The following is a 16,653-nucleotide window of genomic DNA, read 5'->3' as shown; positions in this document are numbered from 1 at the left end:
GAAATGAATCTCGTCCAATCGATGTCCCGCAGAGGCAACTGCTGGGACAATGCATGCATCGAAAGCTTCTTCGGCAAGTTGAAGACAGAGATGCCGGGTTTCTCTACTCCAGAGACCCAGGACGAGATGATCCAAGCCGTCACAGATTACATTGCCTATTATAACGGAATTCGGCCCCAATTGAAATTCAAGATGAGTCCGATTGCATATCGGCTGGCGCAAGCTGCCTGAGCGGATGAACGGGTGGTACTAGCTGGCGACTTTACTTGGAGAGGCAGGCATGATAGCCTTGGCGGGCCGAACCAGCCTCCGGAGCTGGTTTCCTGGTTCGGGAAGCATGCCTGTAGAGGCTCCGAGTCAAGTCGCAAATAGATGTATTAAGAAACGGAAAAGGTCTGGCAACAAAATGAATTGAGCGGTTTATAGAGTGTCTCCTTGACAGGGTGTAAGTCAGGACATACGAGCGGTTGCCGGGCTTTTACGAGTGGTAGCCCAGGACATACGAGCGGTTGCCGGACTTTTACGAGTAGTTCCCCGGTATATACGAGCTCTCTTGCCAATCAATTGAGCACACCGGCAACAGATACAAGCAGCCATCCGGTAAAAACGGGCATCTTCTAAGCAGGCGTTGAATCAATAGTTTTGATAAAATAGGTATATCGTATAAATGAAAACATTGGGGGTTGTATCGTGAGCGAAGAAGTGATGACTACAGGCTGGGATGCGATTGATCACGCGGTAGCAGCGATTTATGGAGATCAGGAACCGAAGCATTATGGGACGCTTATTTCGTATGCGCTTGGCGGATCGGATCCGCTTGATGGAATTAGTGTGTATAAGGCGGTTGAACCGGTGCCGCATTGGCATTTTGTGACGTATGGCTTTTCGGAACTCTATGAGAAAGAAACGGAAAATCCGGACGAAAGCGGGTATGGTTTTGAATTGACGTTTCGTCTTGTCCGGGAAGAGGAGGAGGAAGAGCCGCCGGCATGGGCGTTAAATTTACTGCAAAATATGGGGCGGTATGTCTTTAACAGTGGCAATGTGTTTCAGGCGGGAGACTATATGGATGCGAACGGTCCAATATGCCTGGGGGCAGACACCCAATTAACTGCCTTGGCATTTGTGAAGGATCCGGAGCTGGAGTCAATGGATACGCCGAATGGACACGTTGAATTTCTTCAAATGGTTGGCATTACGCATGATGAATTGGAAGCGATGCAAACGTGGAACACATTAGGTGTCCTCGCTGCCGGTCTGCCCCGTATCCCTAGTTATGTAACGGATTTAGAGCGTGACACGCTGCTGGCGGATCATTCGGTTGCAGAAATTGTGCACGAAGGGATGGAGAAAGAGGGTTCCAATACGGGCTTTTTATTTGTGGATCAACTCGATTGGAGTGCTGGAAAGAAAGGGTGGCTCCGTCAAACGCCGTCCGTACTGACAATTGGTGCAAAACAGGCAGAGATTATTGGAAAGCTGCTCCGCGGCCGGTTGCTCAAAGGAAAAGAATTGACGCTATCAGGTGCGGGCATCCGCGTTGCGTTTAAATCAGGACAGCAGAACGCATATGAACATTCGGAAGACTTTATTCAAATTACGCTGAATGATGAAACTGTTGAGGATATGAGCCACAAGCTGCTGCCAAAACAGAGCGAGTTTGAAGTCTCGATGAAAGAAAAAATGAACATTCATATTGCGAAGACCACCATTACAGATCAGGAAGGCAATATTGTCAGAACGATCGGCTGAAAAATCTAAGAAGCATCTCGATGGACGAGGCATGAACTGGTGTATATCATGGAGTTATGCTTATCCGAGGAGGAACCAAAGTGAAAGAGATTACAACAAATGATCTGCAAGAACAAATGGAACAAGGAGAGTCCTTCCATCTGATCGATGTTCGGGAAGATGATGAAGTGGCACAAGGCATGATTCCAACGGCTATTCATATTCCGCTTGGTGAAATTCCGGAGCGTCTGGAGGAAATGGATAAAGACAAGTCGTATATCATCATTTGCCGGTCAGGCGGCCGCAGTGGACGTGCTTGTGAATTTCTTGAAGCCCGAGGCTATGATGTAACGAATATGGTCGGCGGCATGCTGGCTTGGCAAGGCGAAGTTGAATAAAGATCATACCGTCTCATTCTTCATTTCCATGAAGGATGAGATTTTTTTATTGTCGATCTGAAGTGTAAAAAGAGCCCGCCCGGTTTATGCCGAAGGGCTCTTTTCGCGAATAAAAGCAAAAATGTTGCTGCCTCATTCAGTATTCATATTTATTCGGCTTGTGCAGGATTTACTTCCAAGTCGATTGTGATCTTAATATCTTTTCCTACCAAAACTCCGCCTGTTTCGAGGGCGGCATTCCAAGTCAAACCAAATTCTTCCCGGTTTAATTTGGTTTCAGCTTCAAATCCATAAACTTCAACGCCCCACGGGTTCGTTCCTTTTCCGTTGTATTCGACTTCAAACGTAACAGGTTTTGTTACGTCTTTAATTGTCAGATCACCTGTCACTTTGTACTCGTCATCGTCCTCTTTCACGATGTTTGTCGATTGAAATGAAATAGCAGGGTATTCTTCGACGTTGAAAAAGTCAGCGGAACGAAGATGATTATCACGGTCCTCCGATTTTGTATTGATCGAAGCAGTTTGAATATCAAAAGTGATGGAAGCTGTCGTCAAGTCCGTCAGGTCATCGGCTGTTACCGTGGCGGAATAATCTTCAAATACACCTTTCACCTTTGATACCATCATATGTTTTACGGAAAAACCGATACTGGAATGCGAGTTGTCTACTGTCCAATTTGCCATGCAAAATCTCTCCTGTCATTTAAAATTTATCTCGAATTCGAGATATCTTGAATTAAGGATAGTTGATTTTGAGAAAACCGTCAATGGGAAAGACTTCAAAAATTTTGGAGGTGAAATGAAAAGAGGATCCTGCCGGGCTATAGAGCTCATTATGGATAGAGGTTTGTCTTACGAGAGAAATTAGCCAGGGAGTGGGATGGACCAATATTGCCTCTCAGAGAAATACAAGCTATGCATATCCCACTCGTTCGCCGCGTATAGTGTGGAAAAAGGCGGTGTCGAGATGAAGCGATGGCTCATTATCGGATTATTATTTGTCTGTTCATTAGGTGTGGTGCTGTATGGCGTGAAGGCGTCCGACCGTGGCTTTTTTTTGCCGGAAAAATTAGCCGGTGTGAAAATCGTGGTGGATCCGGGTCATGGAGGGATGGATGGAGGTGCTTCGGTGGATGAAGTAATTGAAAGTAACATCACGTTATCCATTTCTCATGAGTTAAAGAAGAAGCTTGAAAAAAAGGGTGCCATTGTTGTGATGACGCGTGAAAAAAATGGGGACGCTATTGCGGAGCATGCACCGAGTGAGAAGTTTGGGACGAATCGGGAACGGAAATTTGCCGATTTAAAGCTTCGGGAGAGCATTGTGATTGAGGAAGATCCGGATTTATTTGTCAGCGTTCATGTCAACGCAATCCCGGACTCCAAATGGAGGGGCGCCCAAGTGTTTTACCATCCAGACGGTAACCCATCCGGAGAAGTGTTGGCCAATTCCATTCAAATGTCGATCCGAAATACGTTGAAAAACACAGATCGGGAGGCTCTCTCGATTAAAGGGGTCTATTTATTGAAAAAAGTCCCTATGCCTTCTGTGCTGGTTGAAACAGGCTTCATCTCCAATCCGGAAGAGCGCGGATTGCTCGTCGACCCGGCATACCAAGCTAAAGTGGCCGACTCCATTGTAGAAGGAATCATTCAATATTATGATTTAGAAGAGAGATAAAGCAGATACCCGCTTTGAATGAGTTGCACTATGGTATACTTAGAGGAGAAAATTAGCCTCTAAGGAGTGTTTTATCGTGTTGACTGAACAGAACGTCCGTGACATTGTCGGCGAATTACAAGATCCGTTTCTACATAGACCGTTATCCGAGACTGGCGGAATTGTAAATGTGTCCGTAAAAGAGGAAAAAGCGCACGTTAGTGTGAAGCTTGCCATAGCCAAAATTAATACGGCGGAACAAATGGCTTTGCAAATGAAAGTAGTTGAAGTATTAAAAGCGGCAGGAGCCGATTCAGTTGGAATTCGCTTTGAAGAACTGCCAGCCGAAACACTTGAGAAATTCAGAGGAACCGCAACGGAAGCAGAGACGCAAGACCTGCTCTCTCCTTTAAATGATATTACCTTCATTTCGATTGCTTCGGGCAAAGGCGGTGTTGGTAAGTCTACGGTATCTGTCAACCTGGCAGTCGCCCTTGCCAGACTGGGCAAAAAGGTCGGTTTAATTGATGCGGATATTTATGGATTCAGCATTCCAGATATGATGGGGATCACTGATTTGCCGATCGTTCGCGGCGACCGGATCATCCCGGTCGACCGATTTGGCGTCAAGGTCATTTCCATGGGATTCTTCGTTGAAGATAATGCGCCTGTCGTTTGGCGCGGGCCGATGCTAGGCAAGGTGCTGGACCAATTCTTCCGAGATGTAGAATGGGGTCCTCTTGATTATCTTATCTTGGACTTGCCGCCGGGCACAGGGGATGTGGCGCTTGATATCCACCAGATGATTCCGTCATCCAAGGAGATAGTTGTAACCACTCCGCATCCTACTGCTGCATTCGTCGCTGCGCGAGCAGGTGCTATGGCGCTTCAGACAGAGCATGAGATTTTAGGTGTTATTGAAAACATGGCTTGGTTCGAATCGAAGGTAACGGGAGAGAAAGAGTACGTCTTCGGTTCAGGAGGCGGCCCGAAACTTGCTGAAGAGCTGCGCACAGAATTGTTAGGGCAGATTCCATTGGGACAGCCCGATTGGAATGAAAGTGACTTCGCTCCATCCGTCTATGCGGAAGATCATCCAATTGGCTCGATTTACAAGCAGATCGCTTCAGAAGTAATTGAAAAGACGAAATAAAAAAAGGCGGGGAAGGCTCATTGGCCTCCTCCGCCTTTTCCTCCTCCTCCGCCACCTTGGCCGCCCCCGCCTTTTTCCTCGCCTTTAGTTGGTGTAACTTCTCCGGCTTTTAAAATCAATTCCTGCCACTTGGCTTGCATGAGTGGATTGTTGATCGTATCCTCAACGGATTTTTCCATTTGTTTTTTCAACTCGGATGACTTTAAAATCGTTTCCATTTGCTTCTGCATATCCGGTTGAGCAAAGAAATCCTGCATTTCCTTCTGGAATGATGAATCATTCATGAGTTGTGTCATAATGTCTTGTTGTTGTTTTTTCATACTTTTGGCAATAGCTTCTGTGAATTTCGGATCTTCAAACGCATGTTTCCAGAAATCCTCGCCCTTTTTTGACAGCAGTGTATCTTCAATGGACTTTTTCACTTCCGGCTGCTCCAACACAATCAGTTCCCGAAATTCAGGGTCACTTAATGTTTTCCGGAGTGCTTTTTTCCCATCTTCAGTTTGCAGTGCATCGGTCATCATCTTTTTCATTTCGTCATAATTCGGATTCTGCTGCTGCTGAGTACAGCCCATCAGCAGAAACGCGCAAGCGACGATAAAGATCCACTTCTTTCTCATGGATATCAAATTCCCTTCCAGCTGCTTTTTCAATTATTGTTCACAATATGGTGCGTAATATGCATAGATCGCACAATGAAATAGATTTTTTGCAAAAACGTTGATACACTTATGGAAGCAATTGAAAAGGGGAACGATGTAGTGACAATACGAAATTGGGTAAAGTTCTTTTTTAATGCATTGTTGATTGGAGGAGGGATCACGGCAATCGTAGGGTTGATTGTCCGGTGGGAATTCTTCTCGCAATATGTGGCGTCCGGAGAATATCTGGAATTTATCGGCGCTTTTTTATGGATGATCTTTCTCGGTTTTACGATGAGTGTTGTGGCACAAATGGGCTTTTTTGCTTATTTGACAGTGCACCAATTCGGTGTAAACATGTTCCGCTCGTTAACATTATGGAATTGGGTCCAGCTGCTAATCATCGCGGTTGTCCTGTTTGATCTTATCTTCTTCAGATTTGAACTGACGTCTGGAAATACGGGACGCACGGTATTATATTTAGTGTTGCTGTTCACACTATTGGCTACTTCCATTGTCACAGCTTATTACAAAGCGAAGTGGACAAAAAAACATGCCCTTATCTCCGCCTTGTTTTTCATGATTGTCATTACGACACTTGAATGGCTGCCTGCGTTGATGGTTCGCTCCGGCAATATTGATTCATGGGTGACGATCTTATTATTCCCATTGCTTGCGGTTAATGCATATCAATTATTAATGCTGCCGAAGTATAATCGGAAATCTGACGAGGACAAAGCCAAATTGGAGGAGCGCCGAAAAGCGCGGAAATTGGCGAAATCATAATAACATGAAAAAGGCGGTTGGATCTTTAGATTCCAAGCCGCCTTTTGTATAGAGGTTCTTTCCGAGGTGCAAGGAGCATCTACGCTATTTCGGTATTTTCTTCAATTTTACTGACATGGCAAACAGTACATCTTCCAATGGGTGAAATTCCCTGCTATCCATTAAATTCTTCAAATCTCCGAACGATACTCGGACATCACGATGCAGCGGCACAGATAGAATTTCCCCCTCGATGACAGGTGGAACTTCTCCGCCAGTGTAAATGGCAGAAGAGCCAAGTGCATTGACTTCCGCTTCCCATAATGCAGTGCGAAGTGGATAAGGAAAGTCCTCATCCGCCGTTCGGAACCAGAGCGGTTGTGCACCGAAAACTTTTTCAAACCGTTCCAATTGGCCGATCAGTAATTCAGTATTTTGGTGATACGCTTCCCCGGGATGTCCTAATAGAGCCACCGGAATGTTTTTCTCTTTGATCAACTCCACAGTCTCCGGAAAGCGATCGACCCAGTCCATATCGAGAAACAAGAGCGGATAGGGGGCCTTTAAATTTGCGATCCAATTTTCGACATCCACGTCTCCAAATGAAATATTGACAGTTAAAGCCGAACCGGATGATCCGCGCACGATAATATGTTCCGGCTCCTCCGTCAGCTTGAAGACGGACAGTAATGCGGGTTTGTTTGTGAACGGGACAAGCAATACAATCCCGCATATGAGGATAGTTAGAATAATGATTTTCTTCATAGTAGAACCCCTTTGAAGTACGATATTAAAATACTTTATGAAATAGGCTTGACCAATATGAATCCCCGTGATAATATAAAAAAGTCGTTAAGGCAACCACATAAAAAGTGTTGAAAAAAGCAAGAAATGTGGTATACTACATTTTGTGGTAAATACATAATATTCCGCAGTAGCTCAGTGGTAGAGCAATCGGCTGTTAACCGATCGGTCGTAGGTTCGAGTCCTACCTGCGGAGCCATTTTTATTTTACAGGCTGCCACTTGCTGAAGTGGTTTTTTATTGCCAAATTAAATAAAAAATATTTCAATAACTATTGACTTTTAAAATGACCGACCTTACAATAGGTTTTGTGCCTAGGAGAGAAGAATACTCTCAATGGACAACTCTGCTTCCATAGCTCAGCAGGTAGAGTGCTTCCATGGTAAGGAAGAGGTCGCCGGTTCGAGCCCGGCTGGAAGCTCCATTCTTAAAAAAAGCTCGTTATTTATGCGAAAGCAGATGGAGCGATAATGCGAAGCTTATCGCAATTTTAAAAACGGTGGGGTAGCGAAGTGGCTAAACGCGGCGGACTGTAAATCCGCTCCCTCCGGGTTCGGCGGTTCGAATCCGTCCCCCACCACCATTTTATTTGTACGGCCCCTTGGTCAAGCGGTTAAGACACCGCCCTTTCACGGCGGTAACACGGGTTCGAATCCCGTAGGGGTCACCATTTTTTATTTTGATGTATGAAATTTGTCAAATGGTCCATAGTAAGAAAGTGGATGAACAAGATTTCATTATTGGGGTATAGCCAAGCGGTAAGGCAACGGACTTTGACTCCGTCATTCGTTGGTTCGAATCCAGCTACCCCAGCCAACCTTTACATTTCTAATACTGAGATAAATGAAGGTCCTTCCTTATTAGGAAGGGCTTTTTTGCGTCTTTAGGCTATTCTATCGGCGCTCTGTAGCATTTCTTATGAAAAATGCACGAATCATGATCTGATTACACGAATTCGACACAAATTGATTAAATTTATCAAGATGTTTAAAGCCTTTCCGTCATTTATGTAGTATATTGTAGGTATTAAGTCCTCGTCTTAGCATATGAAAAGACGTGAATAGCTCTTGTAGGAAGAGGTAGTTGTATGCAGGATTATGTGAAGATGTTGCAAAGCATTATTGGCGAAGAAAGTTTACAATGTCCAGTGGAAATGCTGGCGGATATCGCATATGCACTCGATCAATCTGCGATTGTTGCGATTACCGATCGTGCTGGCAAGATTACATATGTCAATGACTTGTTCTGTGAAATCTCTCAGTATACAGCAGAGGAATTAATCGGCTCCACTCACCGTAAGGTTAATTCCGGATACCATTCCCCTTCTTTTTTCCGGGATATGTGGTCGACCATTACGCGCGGAGACATATGGCAAGGGGAAATTCGCAATCGCGCAAAAGATGGCACGCATTACTGGGTGGATACAAAAATAATTCCAATTACTAGAGAAACTGGCTCCTCGCCAGTACAATATATTGCTTTTCGTTATGATATTACGGAGAGAAAGACAATGGAACAGAGCATGTTGGATAATGCAGAACTATACCGTTTAATTACTGAGAATGCATCCGATTTTATTGCTGTTATCGATCAGCATGGCCGCTTTCAATATGTGTCGCCATCATTCGATAAGTTGCTGGGGTATCCGCTTTCCCTCCATGAAGATACATTGTATTCGTTTGTGCAGAAAAAGGATCATGGTCTCATCGAGCGTCTTCTTGAAATGTTGGCAGAGGATACCCAGCCGGATGAGACGGAATTGCAGATTTCAGGGCGTGGTGATTGCTCTCTCGTCATGAAAGTGTCGGTTAACCCGATCCGAGAACCAGGCCGCTATTTCCAGCACTGGGTTGTCGCTATGCAAGATGTGACAAAGCGAAAAGAAACCGAGAATCTTATTCAGAGTCTGGAGCATACGGACCAATTGACTTCGTTATACAACCGAATTTCTTTCCGGCAACAGTTATTGAATAAGGTAGAGACTTGCAAAAAAACGGGATCGACTTTCAGTTTGGTCCATTTGAATATTGACCGTCTACGGTATGTCAATGAATCCTTCGGCCATGAAAAAGGGGACTATGTATTGTCCGTCATAGCTAAAAGGCTGCAGCAGCACGTAGGAGCAGAGAATCTGCTGGGACGGATCTCTGGTGACGAGTTTGCTTTTACCCTGACAGGTTCTGTTAACCAAGCGGAAGAGATGACTCATCGGATTAAAGAAGTTGTGGAGGCGCCAATTCATATTGACAATCGTACCTATTCCCTTTCGACGAGCTACGGGATTGCCTCTTTTCCAGAACACGCTGGAAATGCGTCTGAGCTCGTAAAAAACGCTGAAAAAGCCCTTCACTTTGTTAAGGAGATGGGGGGAAGCGCTTTAAAAGTATATGAATCTGGCACGGAAACAAAAACGCTGGAACGTATTTTGTTGGAGAGTGAACTTCGTAAGAGTGTGCAGCGTGGCTACTTCACATTGGAATATCAGCCAAAGATGAATTTGGAAAGAGGTGAATTGATAGGAGTGGAGGCGCTTGTCCGCTGGGATCATCCGGAGCTCGGACGAATTTCTCCCGATCGTTTTATCCCTCTTGCTGAAGAGAGCCGGTTAATCATCCCGCTTGGCGAATGGATTTTACAGGAGGCATGCAAGCAAGCGAAAGCCTGGCAGGAAGCGGGCTATCCACCCGTGCGTGTTGCCATTAATATGTCGACTGTTCAGCTGGAAGATCCGGAAACGGTGGATCGGATTAAAAAAGTGCTTCGCGAAACCGGGGTTGAACCGGAATTAATTGAAATTGAAGTGACGGAGAGTTCATTTGCCGACAAAATATTCATGAAAGAGACATTGCAAGCGATACGGTCTCTTGGTATTACTGTGGCAATCGATGATTTCGGAACGGGGTACAGTAACTTCAGCTATATACAGGAATTGCCGGCTGACACAATTAAGATTGACATGTCTTTCATTCGGGATATCGATGTGAATGAAAATAACCGTGCCATCGTGAAAGCGATTGTGACGATTGCTGAAACAGCGGGTCTGCGTGTAATTGCGGAAGGAATTGAAACGGAAGAACAGGCAAGAATCCTATTGGAGCTGGGGTGCCAAGAAGGGCAAGGCTATTTTTACAGCCGGCCGCTTCCTGCAGAAGATTGTTCATTAATGATGAGTCTGTAACGCATAAATATTCGAGAAAATGTCGAGTTGAGCCATTATTCAGAAGGTCTTACAATGTTGTTATGTAGAAAGGGAGGATTTTAGATGAAGCACCTTAACATATCAATCATTGGAGTACCGTTAGATTTAGGGCAAAATAGACGAGGAGTCGACATGGGGCCGAGTGCTATGCGTTATGCTAACGCGGTTGGCAGGCTGGAGGCCATTGGGCATGAAGTGAAAGACGAAGGCGATGTGCAAGTGAGCGCTGTCGAAAAAAAGGAACCAGTGGACGAGCGTTTAAAAAACTTGGATGAAGTAATCCAAGCGAATTCAGAACTTGCTTCCCGAGTGTCGCAAGTATTGAAAAATGGCCGTTTCCCCCTTGTATTTGGCGGAGATCACAGTATTGCCATCGGCACCATCGCAGGCTTGGCAGATGCATATAAGAACCTTGGCGTAATTTGGTACGATGCCCATGCGGATATGAATACAGCCGAAACTTCTCCGTCCGGCAATATTCATGGCATGCCGCTCGCTGTCAATATGGGACTTGGGCATGAACGTCTCATCAATCTTCATCGGGAAGGCCAAAAAGTGAAGCCGGAAAATATCGTGATCATCGGGGCTCGCTCTGTTGACCCCGGCGAACGGAAACTCATCAAAGAGTTAGGCATTAAGGTGTTCACTATGCATGAGATTGATAAATTCGGCATGACAGCCGTCATGGAGGAAGCTATCGCATACTTGCAATCCCGTGAAGTGGATGGTGTCCATCTATCATTAGATTTGGACGGTTTGGATCCACTTTACACACCAGGCGTAGGTACTCCGGTGCCAGGTGGCATCAGCTATCGAGAAAGCCATCTTGCTATGGAGATGCTGGAGGATTCTGGAATGATCACTTCCGCTGAATTTGTGGAAGTCAATCCAATCCTCGACGAAAAGAACAAAACAGCTGAAGTGGCTGTTGCCTTAATGGGATCCCTTTTCGGAGAAAAATTGATTTAATTACTGAACCCGCCTCTTTTGGCGGGTTTTTTGCATAGCTGGTTTACAATGTGATAAAATGCGTGGGAATAGGATTGGTACATATTGTCTATAGTGGCGGGATAACAAGGGTTATGCGTCGAATTAGCCATGCGTCAAAAGTTTTTCTGTTAGGTCCTGCTAGAAAAGTAGAATATATTCGATAAAAGGAAGAAAAATTCCTTCCTCTTTGCTAAAATAAAAGTATCGAAAAAAATGAAACCTGTTGATACCTTCATTCGTATAGAAGGCACAGCCGCATGGAGCGGAGGATGAAAGTCATTGGATGAATTGGTCAATAAACGAATAAATGAAGTGTTAAAAGGCAACCATGAAGCATTCGAAGAGATCGTCACCATGTTTCAGCATCGGCTTTACCAGGTTTGCTATCGGATGCTCGGCAATCGCCAGGAAGCGGAGGATATTGCCCAGGAAGCCTTTGTACGCGCATACGTGAACATCCATACGTATGATCAAAAGAGAAAGTTCTCTACTTGGCTGTTTCGTATCGCAACTAACTTGTGCATCGATCGGATCCGGAAAAAAAAGCCGGATTATTATCTGGATGCGGAAGTACCTGGAACGGAAGGGCTCAATATGTACTCACAAATTGCGGCCGCCGGTGATTTGCCGGAAGAAGAAGTGGAGAAGATGGAGACACAGGAACGGATCCAATACGAAATTGGCAGACTTCCTGATAAATATCGTTCTGTCATCATACTTCGTTATATGGAAGAGCTGCCGTTGCAAGAGATCAGTGATATTTTAGAATTGCCGCTAGGGACCGTTAAGACCCGCGTACATCGCGGAAGGGAAGCACTTCGGAAACAGATGGGTAATATGTAGGAGGGAAAAAAGGATGAATACGTGTCGTGAGTCAATGATCCACTATATGCACGCGTATTTAGACGGAGATATCAGTCGGGATGAAGAGCGTGAACTGAAAGAGCATTTAGCGGTGTGTCCATCTTGTAAAGAGATGATGGATGAACTGCAGTCCGCTGTTTCTTTTCTGCAATTTGCCGAGCCTGTTAAAGCGCCTGAGGGTTTCGTTTCAGGTGTTATGGACCGTCTGCCGAAAGAGAAGCCAAAGGCCGGTATTCATCGTTTGCTCCGCAGGCACCCGTTAATTGCGGCGGCAGCCATGTTTATCATACTAATGAGCGCCACACTCTTTTCGAGCTATAACAATCAGCAATTCTCGGTAACGAAACAACCGAACCTTGTCATTGAAGGCGAGACCGTTGTCGTTCCAGCAGGGGAAACCGTCAAAGGGGATATCGTCGTGAAGAACGGCAATATCCGGATTGAAGGTGAGGTTGACGGAAATGTGACTGTTATCAATGGATCTAAATATATGGCTTCCACAGCCATTGTCACAGGGAAGAGTGAAGAAATTGACAAAGCTTTCGATTGGCTCTGGTATAAAATCAAATCGACGGTGAAAGGTCTACTTCCAACTTCCGATAATGGCAAGGATGGAGATTCACATACCGATAATGAATAAACGACCGGGGAGGCTCTTGGGCCCCTCCGATCGTTTTTTTATTGCGGCTGTGGGAGCATGCTTAGTGGCAAAGCAGTTAAACTAGAAGGAATAGATGCAGAAATATATCCTTATCCTTTTACTGCCTGATGAGTGAATCTTACGCAACTGTAATCAATCTGTAAGGGGCGGCGTAACTATCTGTATGCTATAATTAAAAAATAAGAAATTGGAAATGAAGGTAGGGGAGCACATGCCTATTTGGGAATCATTAACGAATTCAAGTCCGGCTGAAATACTGAAAAACATTGTGGATGTGCTTCTTGTATGGTTCGTCTTCTATAAATTGTTCACTATCATTCGAGGAACAAAGGCGGTCCAACTGCTGAAAGGAATTTTTGTCATCCTCATTGTCCGCATCCTAACGGAATTTCTAGGACTGGATACGTTAAGGTGGATGATGGAGCAAGTACTCCGATTTGGATTTCTCGCTATTATCATTTTGTTCCAGCCTGAATTGCGTCGTGCACTTGAACAATTGGGAAGAGGCCGTCTGTTCTCACGTTCAGCCTTGCAAGAGGCGGAAGAGCGTGACCGCCTGATTGAAGCCTTCAGCAAGTCGGTGAGCTATATGGCGAAACGTAGAATTGGTGCGCTCATTTCGATTGAAAGGGAAACGGGATTAAGTGATTATATCGAGACAGGCATCCCGATGAATTCGAATGTATCGTCCGAGTTGCTCATCAATATTTTTATACCGAATACTCCGTTGCATGATGGCGCTGTCATTATCCAGAGAAATCGGATTGCTGCGGCTGCCTGCTATTTGCCGTTGTCTGAAAACCCGTTCATATCCAAGGAATTAGGAACCCGTCATCGGGCCGCGTTAGGTATCAGTGAAGTGACAGACGCGATAACTATTGTAGTTTCGGAGGAAACGGGAGCTGTCAGTATAACTGTCAACGGGGACATTAACCGGAACCTATCCATGGAGGAATTTGAGAACCAATTGCGGACTGTCTGGTTCGGACCGGAAATAGAACAGGCAACTACTTCTTTCTGGAAATGGGGGAAGCGAAAAAATGGATAACTTGTTTGATCGCCCGTGGTTTCTTCGCTTCACAGCATTGGCTTTGGCTGTTTTCTTCTTTTTCACCGTTCAGGCAGAAGAGGAAAATAAATCGAGTATGATGATCGGTGATACCCTGGACATCCTTCGCGATGTCCCCGTGGAAGTGTATTATGATACCGAAAACCTAGTTGTTACTGGGGTGCCGGAAACGGTAAATATGAAGATAGAAGGCCCGGCCAATATCGTTCAGTCGACAAAATTGCTGAGGGACTTTTCATTGAAAGTAGATTTGAGAGATCGGACAATTGGTGAGCATAAGGTTCAAATTCAAACAGAAAACCTTTCAGACAAGCTGAAAGTAACACTTGATCCTGCAACGGTTGATGTGAAAATTGAAGAAAAGATTACACAATCATTCCGGGTCGATCCAGAATTGAACGAGCGATTGCTTGCAGAGGATTATAATGTTGTTAAAATGGAAGTGGAGCCTTCGAGCATTGAAGTGACAGGTGCGAAAAGTGTCATTGAATCGATCAGTTTCGTTAAGGTTTCAGCTACAAAAGAAAAGGGAATTGATAAATCGTTTGAGCAAAAAGCAAGAGTGCGAGTGCTTGATCGAGAGCTTAATAAGTTAAATGTGACCATGTCCCCTGAGGAAGTGACCGTGAAAGTTCAAATAGAACAAAACCATAAAGAAGTCCCAATCGTATTGAAGCAGAAAGGGACCCCTGCGGATGGTATCACCATTAATTCCATAACGAGCGATGCCAAAGAAGTGAAGCTATACGGCCCTCGTGCTGCCCTGGAACCGATTAAGGAGCTGGCAGTCAATGTGGATGTGGCGGATATTAAAGAGTCGGGAACTTATGAGGTCACCTTGCCAAAGCCGAAAGGGGTCAAAAACGTTTCATCTGAAAAGATAAAAGTAACGATTAACGTGACGAAAGACGCAAATTCGGATGAATCGCCTCCGGAAGCTTCAGTTGAACCGGAAGCTGAACCAGAAACAGAAACGACCGTGCAAATGAAAGTAACCAAAAAATTTTCAAATGTACCTATAGAAATAAGAGGGCTTCAACAACAATATAAAAGCACATTCAGCAAACCCCTAAATGGGCTTGTCGATGTGACGGTAACTGCTGATCAGGATGTCATCAATTCACTAAAGACGTCCGATTTCAACCTCTTCATCGATACATCGAAAGTGAATGCGGAAGGGGAGCAGACGTTTCCCATACAGGCAGAAATGCCGGATGCCATCGCATGGAAGCTTTCTGATGAAGAAGTGACATTGGAAATCGTGTTAGCTTGATAAAAGACAGAATGCATAGCGTTGAAAGGGAGAATCATTATGACAAAGTATTTCGGAACCGATGGTGTTCGTGGGATTGCAAATAAAGAATTGACACCTGAACTGGCATTTAAATTAGGCAGACTGGGCGGATATGTACTGACCAAAGACTTGACAGATAAAGCGCAAGTATTAGTCGGAAGAGATACCCGGATATCGGGCGAAATGCTGGAGAGTGCACTGATTGCAGGTCTCATGTCGACTGGAATCGAAGTCATGCGTCTTGGCGTCGTCAGCACACCCGGAGTTGCGTATTTAACCCGAGCGATGAACGCACAGGCGGGTGTCATGATATCAGCTTCCCATAACCCGGTTGCCGACAATGGCATTAAGTTTTTTGGGGCGGATGGCTTCAAATTAACGGACGAGCAGGAAGAAGAAATTGAAAAGCTCCTGAACGAGGAGCAAGACCAGCTCCCACGGCCAATCGGGGCAGATGTCGGGACGGTAACGGATTACTTCGAAGGCGGCCACAAATATATTCAATACTTGAAGCAGACGGTGGACGAGGATTTCACGGATATTCATGTTGCGCTTGATTGTGCACATGGAGCAACCTCGACTTTGGCTACTCATCTGTTTGCAGATCTGGACGCAGATTTATCCACAATGGGTGCATCACCAAATGGGTTGAATATTAATGACGGCGTCGGTTCCACTCATCCGGAAGGGTTAAGCAAGCTTGTCGTGGAAAAAAGCGCGGACATTGGCTTGGCGTTTGACGGGGACGGGGATCGCCTCATTGCGGTCGATGAATTAGGACGTATTGTCGATGGCGACCAGATCATGTTCATCCTCGGCAGACACCTTCAATCAAAAGGGCGTCTGAAGTCGGATACGATTGTTTCCACAATCATGAGCAACCTAGGATTCTACAAGGCGTTAGACCTTCATGGTATGAAGAGTGTTAAAACGGCAGTAGGTGACCGTTACGTTGTAGAAGAGATGAAAAAAGGCAACTACAATTTGGGTGGAGAGCAATCCGGCCATATTATTATGCTTGATTACAATACAACAGGTGATGGATTGCTGACTGCACTCCAGCTTGTCAATGTCATGAAGCGCACAGGCCGGAAACTATCGGAATTGGCTAGTGAGATGACAGTCTATCCACAGGAACTGATTAATGTTCGCGTGACAGATAAAAATGCCGTCACAGAAAATGAAACTGTGAAAAAGACAATTCAAGACGTGGAAGCTGAAATGGCAGGAAACGGACGCGTGCTCGTAAGACCTTCAGGAACCGAACCGCTCGTTCGTGTCATGGTAGAAGCGCCGGATCAGCACGACTGCTCTCGTTATGTACAACGAATTGCAGACGTAGTACGATCTGAAATGGGAACGGAAGAATAAGAGAAAAGCTGGAAGGACTCCGAGAGTTCTTGCCAGCTTTTTTTCTTGGAA

16 protein-coding genes and 5 tRNA genes are annotated in these 16,653 nt (G+C 45.2%); 18 read left to right on the top strand and 3 right to left on the bottom strand.

Translation table 11 applies throughout. The features are described 5' to 3' along the window. From L7D49_RS18320 to L7D49_RS18310, 3 genes are all read left to right on the top strand, one after another. A partial coding sequence (locus tag L7D49_RS18320) for an IS3 family transposase (RefSeq protein ID WP_238080921.1) occupies positions 1–231 on the top strand: 231 nt, incomplete at its 5' end. Between the two features lie 459 nt (positions 232–690). Further along, positions 691–1,752: a suppressor of fused domain protein gene (locus L7D49_RS18315; RefSeq protein WP_238083621.1), complete on the top strand. Its 1,062-nt coding sequence runs from the start codon at positions 691–693 to the stop codon at positions 1,750–1,752. An 80-nt stretch (positions 1,753–1,832) separates the two neighbouring features. After that, complete coding sequence (locus L7D49_RS18310) at positions 1,833–2,129, top strand: rhodanese-like domain-containing protein (protein WP_238083619.1); 297 nt, start codon at positions 1,833–1,835, stop codon at positions 2,127–2,129. A gap of 149 nt (positions 2,130–2,278) precedes the next feature. Here L7D49_RS18310 and L7D49_RS18305 read toward each other — a convergent pair whose 3' ends face one another. Continuing rightward, on the bottom strand, positions 2,279–2,815 hold the full coding sequence (locus tag L7D49_RS18305) for a YceI family protein (RefSeq protein WP_238083617.1): 537 nt from the start codon (positions 2,813–2,815) through the stop codon (positions 2,279–2,281). Positions 2,816–3,098: 283 nt separating this feature from the next. On the opposite strand from L7D49_RS18305, the gene L7D49_RS18300 reads away from it, so the two are divergent. Then, positions 3,099–3,812, top strand: coding sequence for an N-acetylmuramoyl-L-alanine amidase (locus L7D49_RS18300; protein WP_238083616.1), 714 nt, complete (start codon positions 3,099–3,101; stop codon positions 3,810–3,812). A gap of 76 nt (positions 3,813–3,888) precedes the next feature. Next, the gene (locus tag L7D49_RS18295) at positions 3,889–4,944 is read left to right on the top strand and encodes an Mrp/NBP35 family ATP-binding protein (protein ID WP_238083614.1); all 1,056 of its coding nucleotides are present in this window, start codon (positions 3,889–3,891) and stop codon (positions 4,942–4,944) included. Positions 4,945–4,961: 17 nt separating this feature from the next. Here the strand turns inward: L7D49_RS18295 and gerD are convergent, their stop codons facing one another. Beyond that, entirely contained in the window at positions 4,962–5,564 is a 603-nt protein-coding gene (gene gerD, locus L7D49_RS18290) for a spore germination lipoprotein GerD (RefSeq protein WP_238083612.1), read from the bottom strand. Positions 5,565–5,705: 141 nt separating this feature from the next. On the opposite strand from gerD, the gene L7D49_RS18285 reads away from it, so the two are divergent. Next, positions 5,706–6,371, top strand: coding sequence for a KinB-signaling pathway activation protein (locus L7D49_RS18285; protein ID WP_238083610.1), 666 nt, complete (start codon positions 5,706–5,708; stop codon positions 6,369–6,371). Positions 6,372–6,455: 84 nt separating this feature from the next. Here the strand turns inward: L7D49_RS18285 and L7D49_RS18280 are convergent, their stop codons facing one another. Beyond that, positions 6,456–7,115 carry a polysaccharide deacetylase family protein gene (locus L7D49_RS18280; protein ID WP_238083608.1) on the bottom strand — a complete coding sequence of 220 codons (660 nt, stop codon included), beginning with the start codon at positions 7,113–7,115 and terminating at the stop codon, positions 6,456–6,458. Between the two features lie 163 nt (positions 7,116–7,278). On the opposite strand from L7D49_RS18280, the gene L7D49_RS18275 reads away from it, so the two are divergent. From L7D49_RS18275 to glmM, 12 genes are all read left to right on the top strand, one after another. Continuing rightward, positions 7,279–7,353 (top strand) — tRNA-Asn (locus L7D49_RS18275). Positions 7,354–7,502: 149 nt separating this feature from the next. Then, positions 7,503–7,578: transfer RNA gene (locus L7D49_RS18270), tRNA-Thr, on the top strand. A 74-nt stretch (positions 7,579–7,652) separates the two neighbouring features. Next, positions 7,653–7,737, top strand: a tRNA-Tyr gene (locus L7D49_RS18265). A gap of 12 nt (positions 7,738–7,749) precedes the next feature. Then, positions 7,750–7,824, top strand: a tRNA-Glu gene (locus L7D49_RS18260). A 71-nt stretch (positions 7,825–7,895) separates the two neighbouring features. After that, positions 7,896–7,970: transfer RNA gene (locus tag L7D49_RS18255), tRNA-Gln, on the top strand. Positions 7,971–8,241: 271 nt separating this feature from the next. Then, positions 8,242–10,332 carry a sensor domain-containing protein gene (locus L7D49_RS18250; protein ID WP_238083606.1) on the top strand — a complete coding sequence of 697 codons (2,091 nt, stop codon included), beginning with the start codon at positions 8,242–8,244 and terminating at the stop codon, positions 10,330–10,332. 84 nt (positions 10,333–10,416) lie between these two features. Next, the gene (gene rocF / locus L7D49_RS18245; RefSeq protein ID WP_238083604.1) at positions 10,417–11,322 is read left to right on the top strand and encodes an arginase; all 906 of its coding nucleotides are present in this window, start codon (positions 10,417–10,419) and stop codon (positions 11,320–11,322) included. Positions 11,323–11,622: 300 nt separating this feature from the next. Next, a complete protein-coding gene (gene sigW, locus L7D49_RS18240) occupies positions 11,623–12,186 on the top strand; it encodes an RNA polymerase sigma factor SigW (RefSeq protein WP_238083602.1) in 564 nt (187 codons plus the stop codon). A gap of 13 nt (positions 12,187–12,199) precedes the next feature. Then, the gene (locus tag L7D49_RS18235; RefSeq protein ID WP_238083600.1) at positions 12,200–12,847 is read left to right on the top strand and encodes an anti-sigma factor family protein; all 648 of its coding nucleotides are present in this window, start codon (positions 12,200–12,202) and stop codon (positions 12,845–12,847) included. 232 nt (positions 12,848–13,079) lie between these two features. Then, the gene (cdaA, locus tag L7D49_RS18230) at positions 13,080–13,916 is read left to right on the top strand and encodes a diadenylate cyclase CdaA (protein WP_238083598.1); all 837 of its coding nucleotides are present in this window, start codon (positions 13,080–13,082) and stop codon (positions 13,914–13,916) included. Then, positions 13,909–15,210, top strand: a complete 1,302-nt coding sequence (locus tag L7D49_RS18225; RefSeq protein ID WP_238083596.1) for a CdaR family protein — start codon at positions 13,909–13,911, stop codon at positions 15,208–15,210. The genes cdaA and L7D49_RS18225 overlap by 8 nt, the downstream gene beginning before the upstream one ends. Positions 15,211–15,249: 39 nt before the next feature. Further along, positions 15,250–16,602 (top strand): phosphoglucosamine mutase, encoded by a 1,353-nt coding sequence (glmM, locus tag L7D49_RS18220; protein ID WP_238083594.1) that lies wholly within the window; start codon positions 15,250–15,252, stop codon positions 16,600–16,602. Positions 16,603–16,653 lie beyond the last annotated feature (51 nt).

The organism is Sporosarcina cyprini (assembly GCF_022048975.1).
Classification (GTDB): Bacteria; Bacillota; Bacilli; order Bacillales_A; family Planococcaceae; genus Sporosarcina; species Sporosarcina cyprini.
Note: the sequence above shows the minus strand (reverse complement) of the source record. Positions and strands in the feature narration are given on the sequence as shown.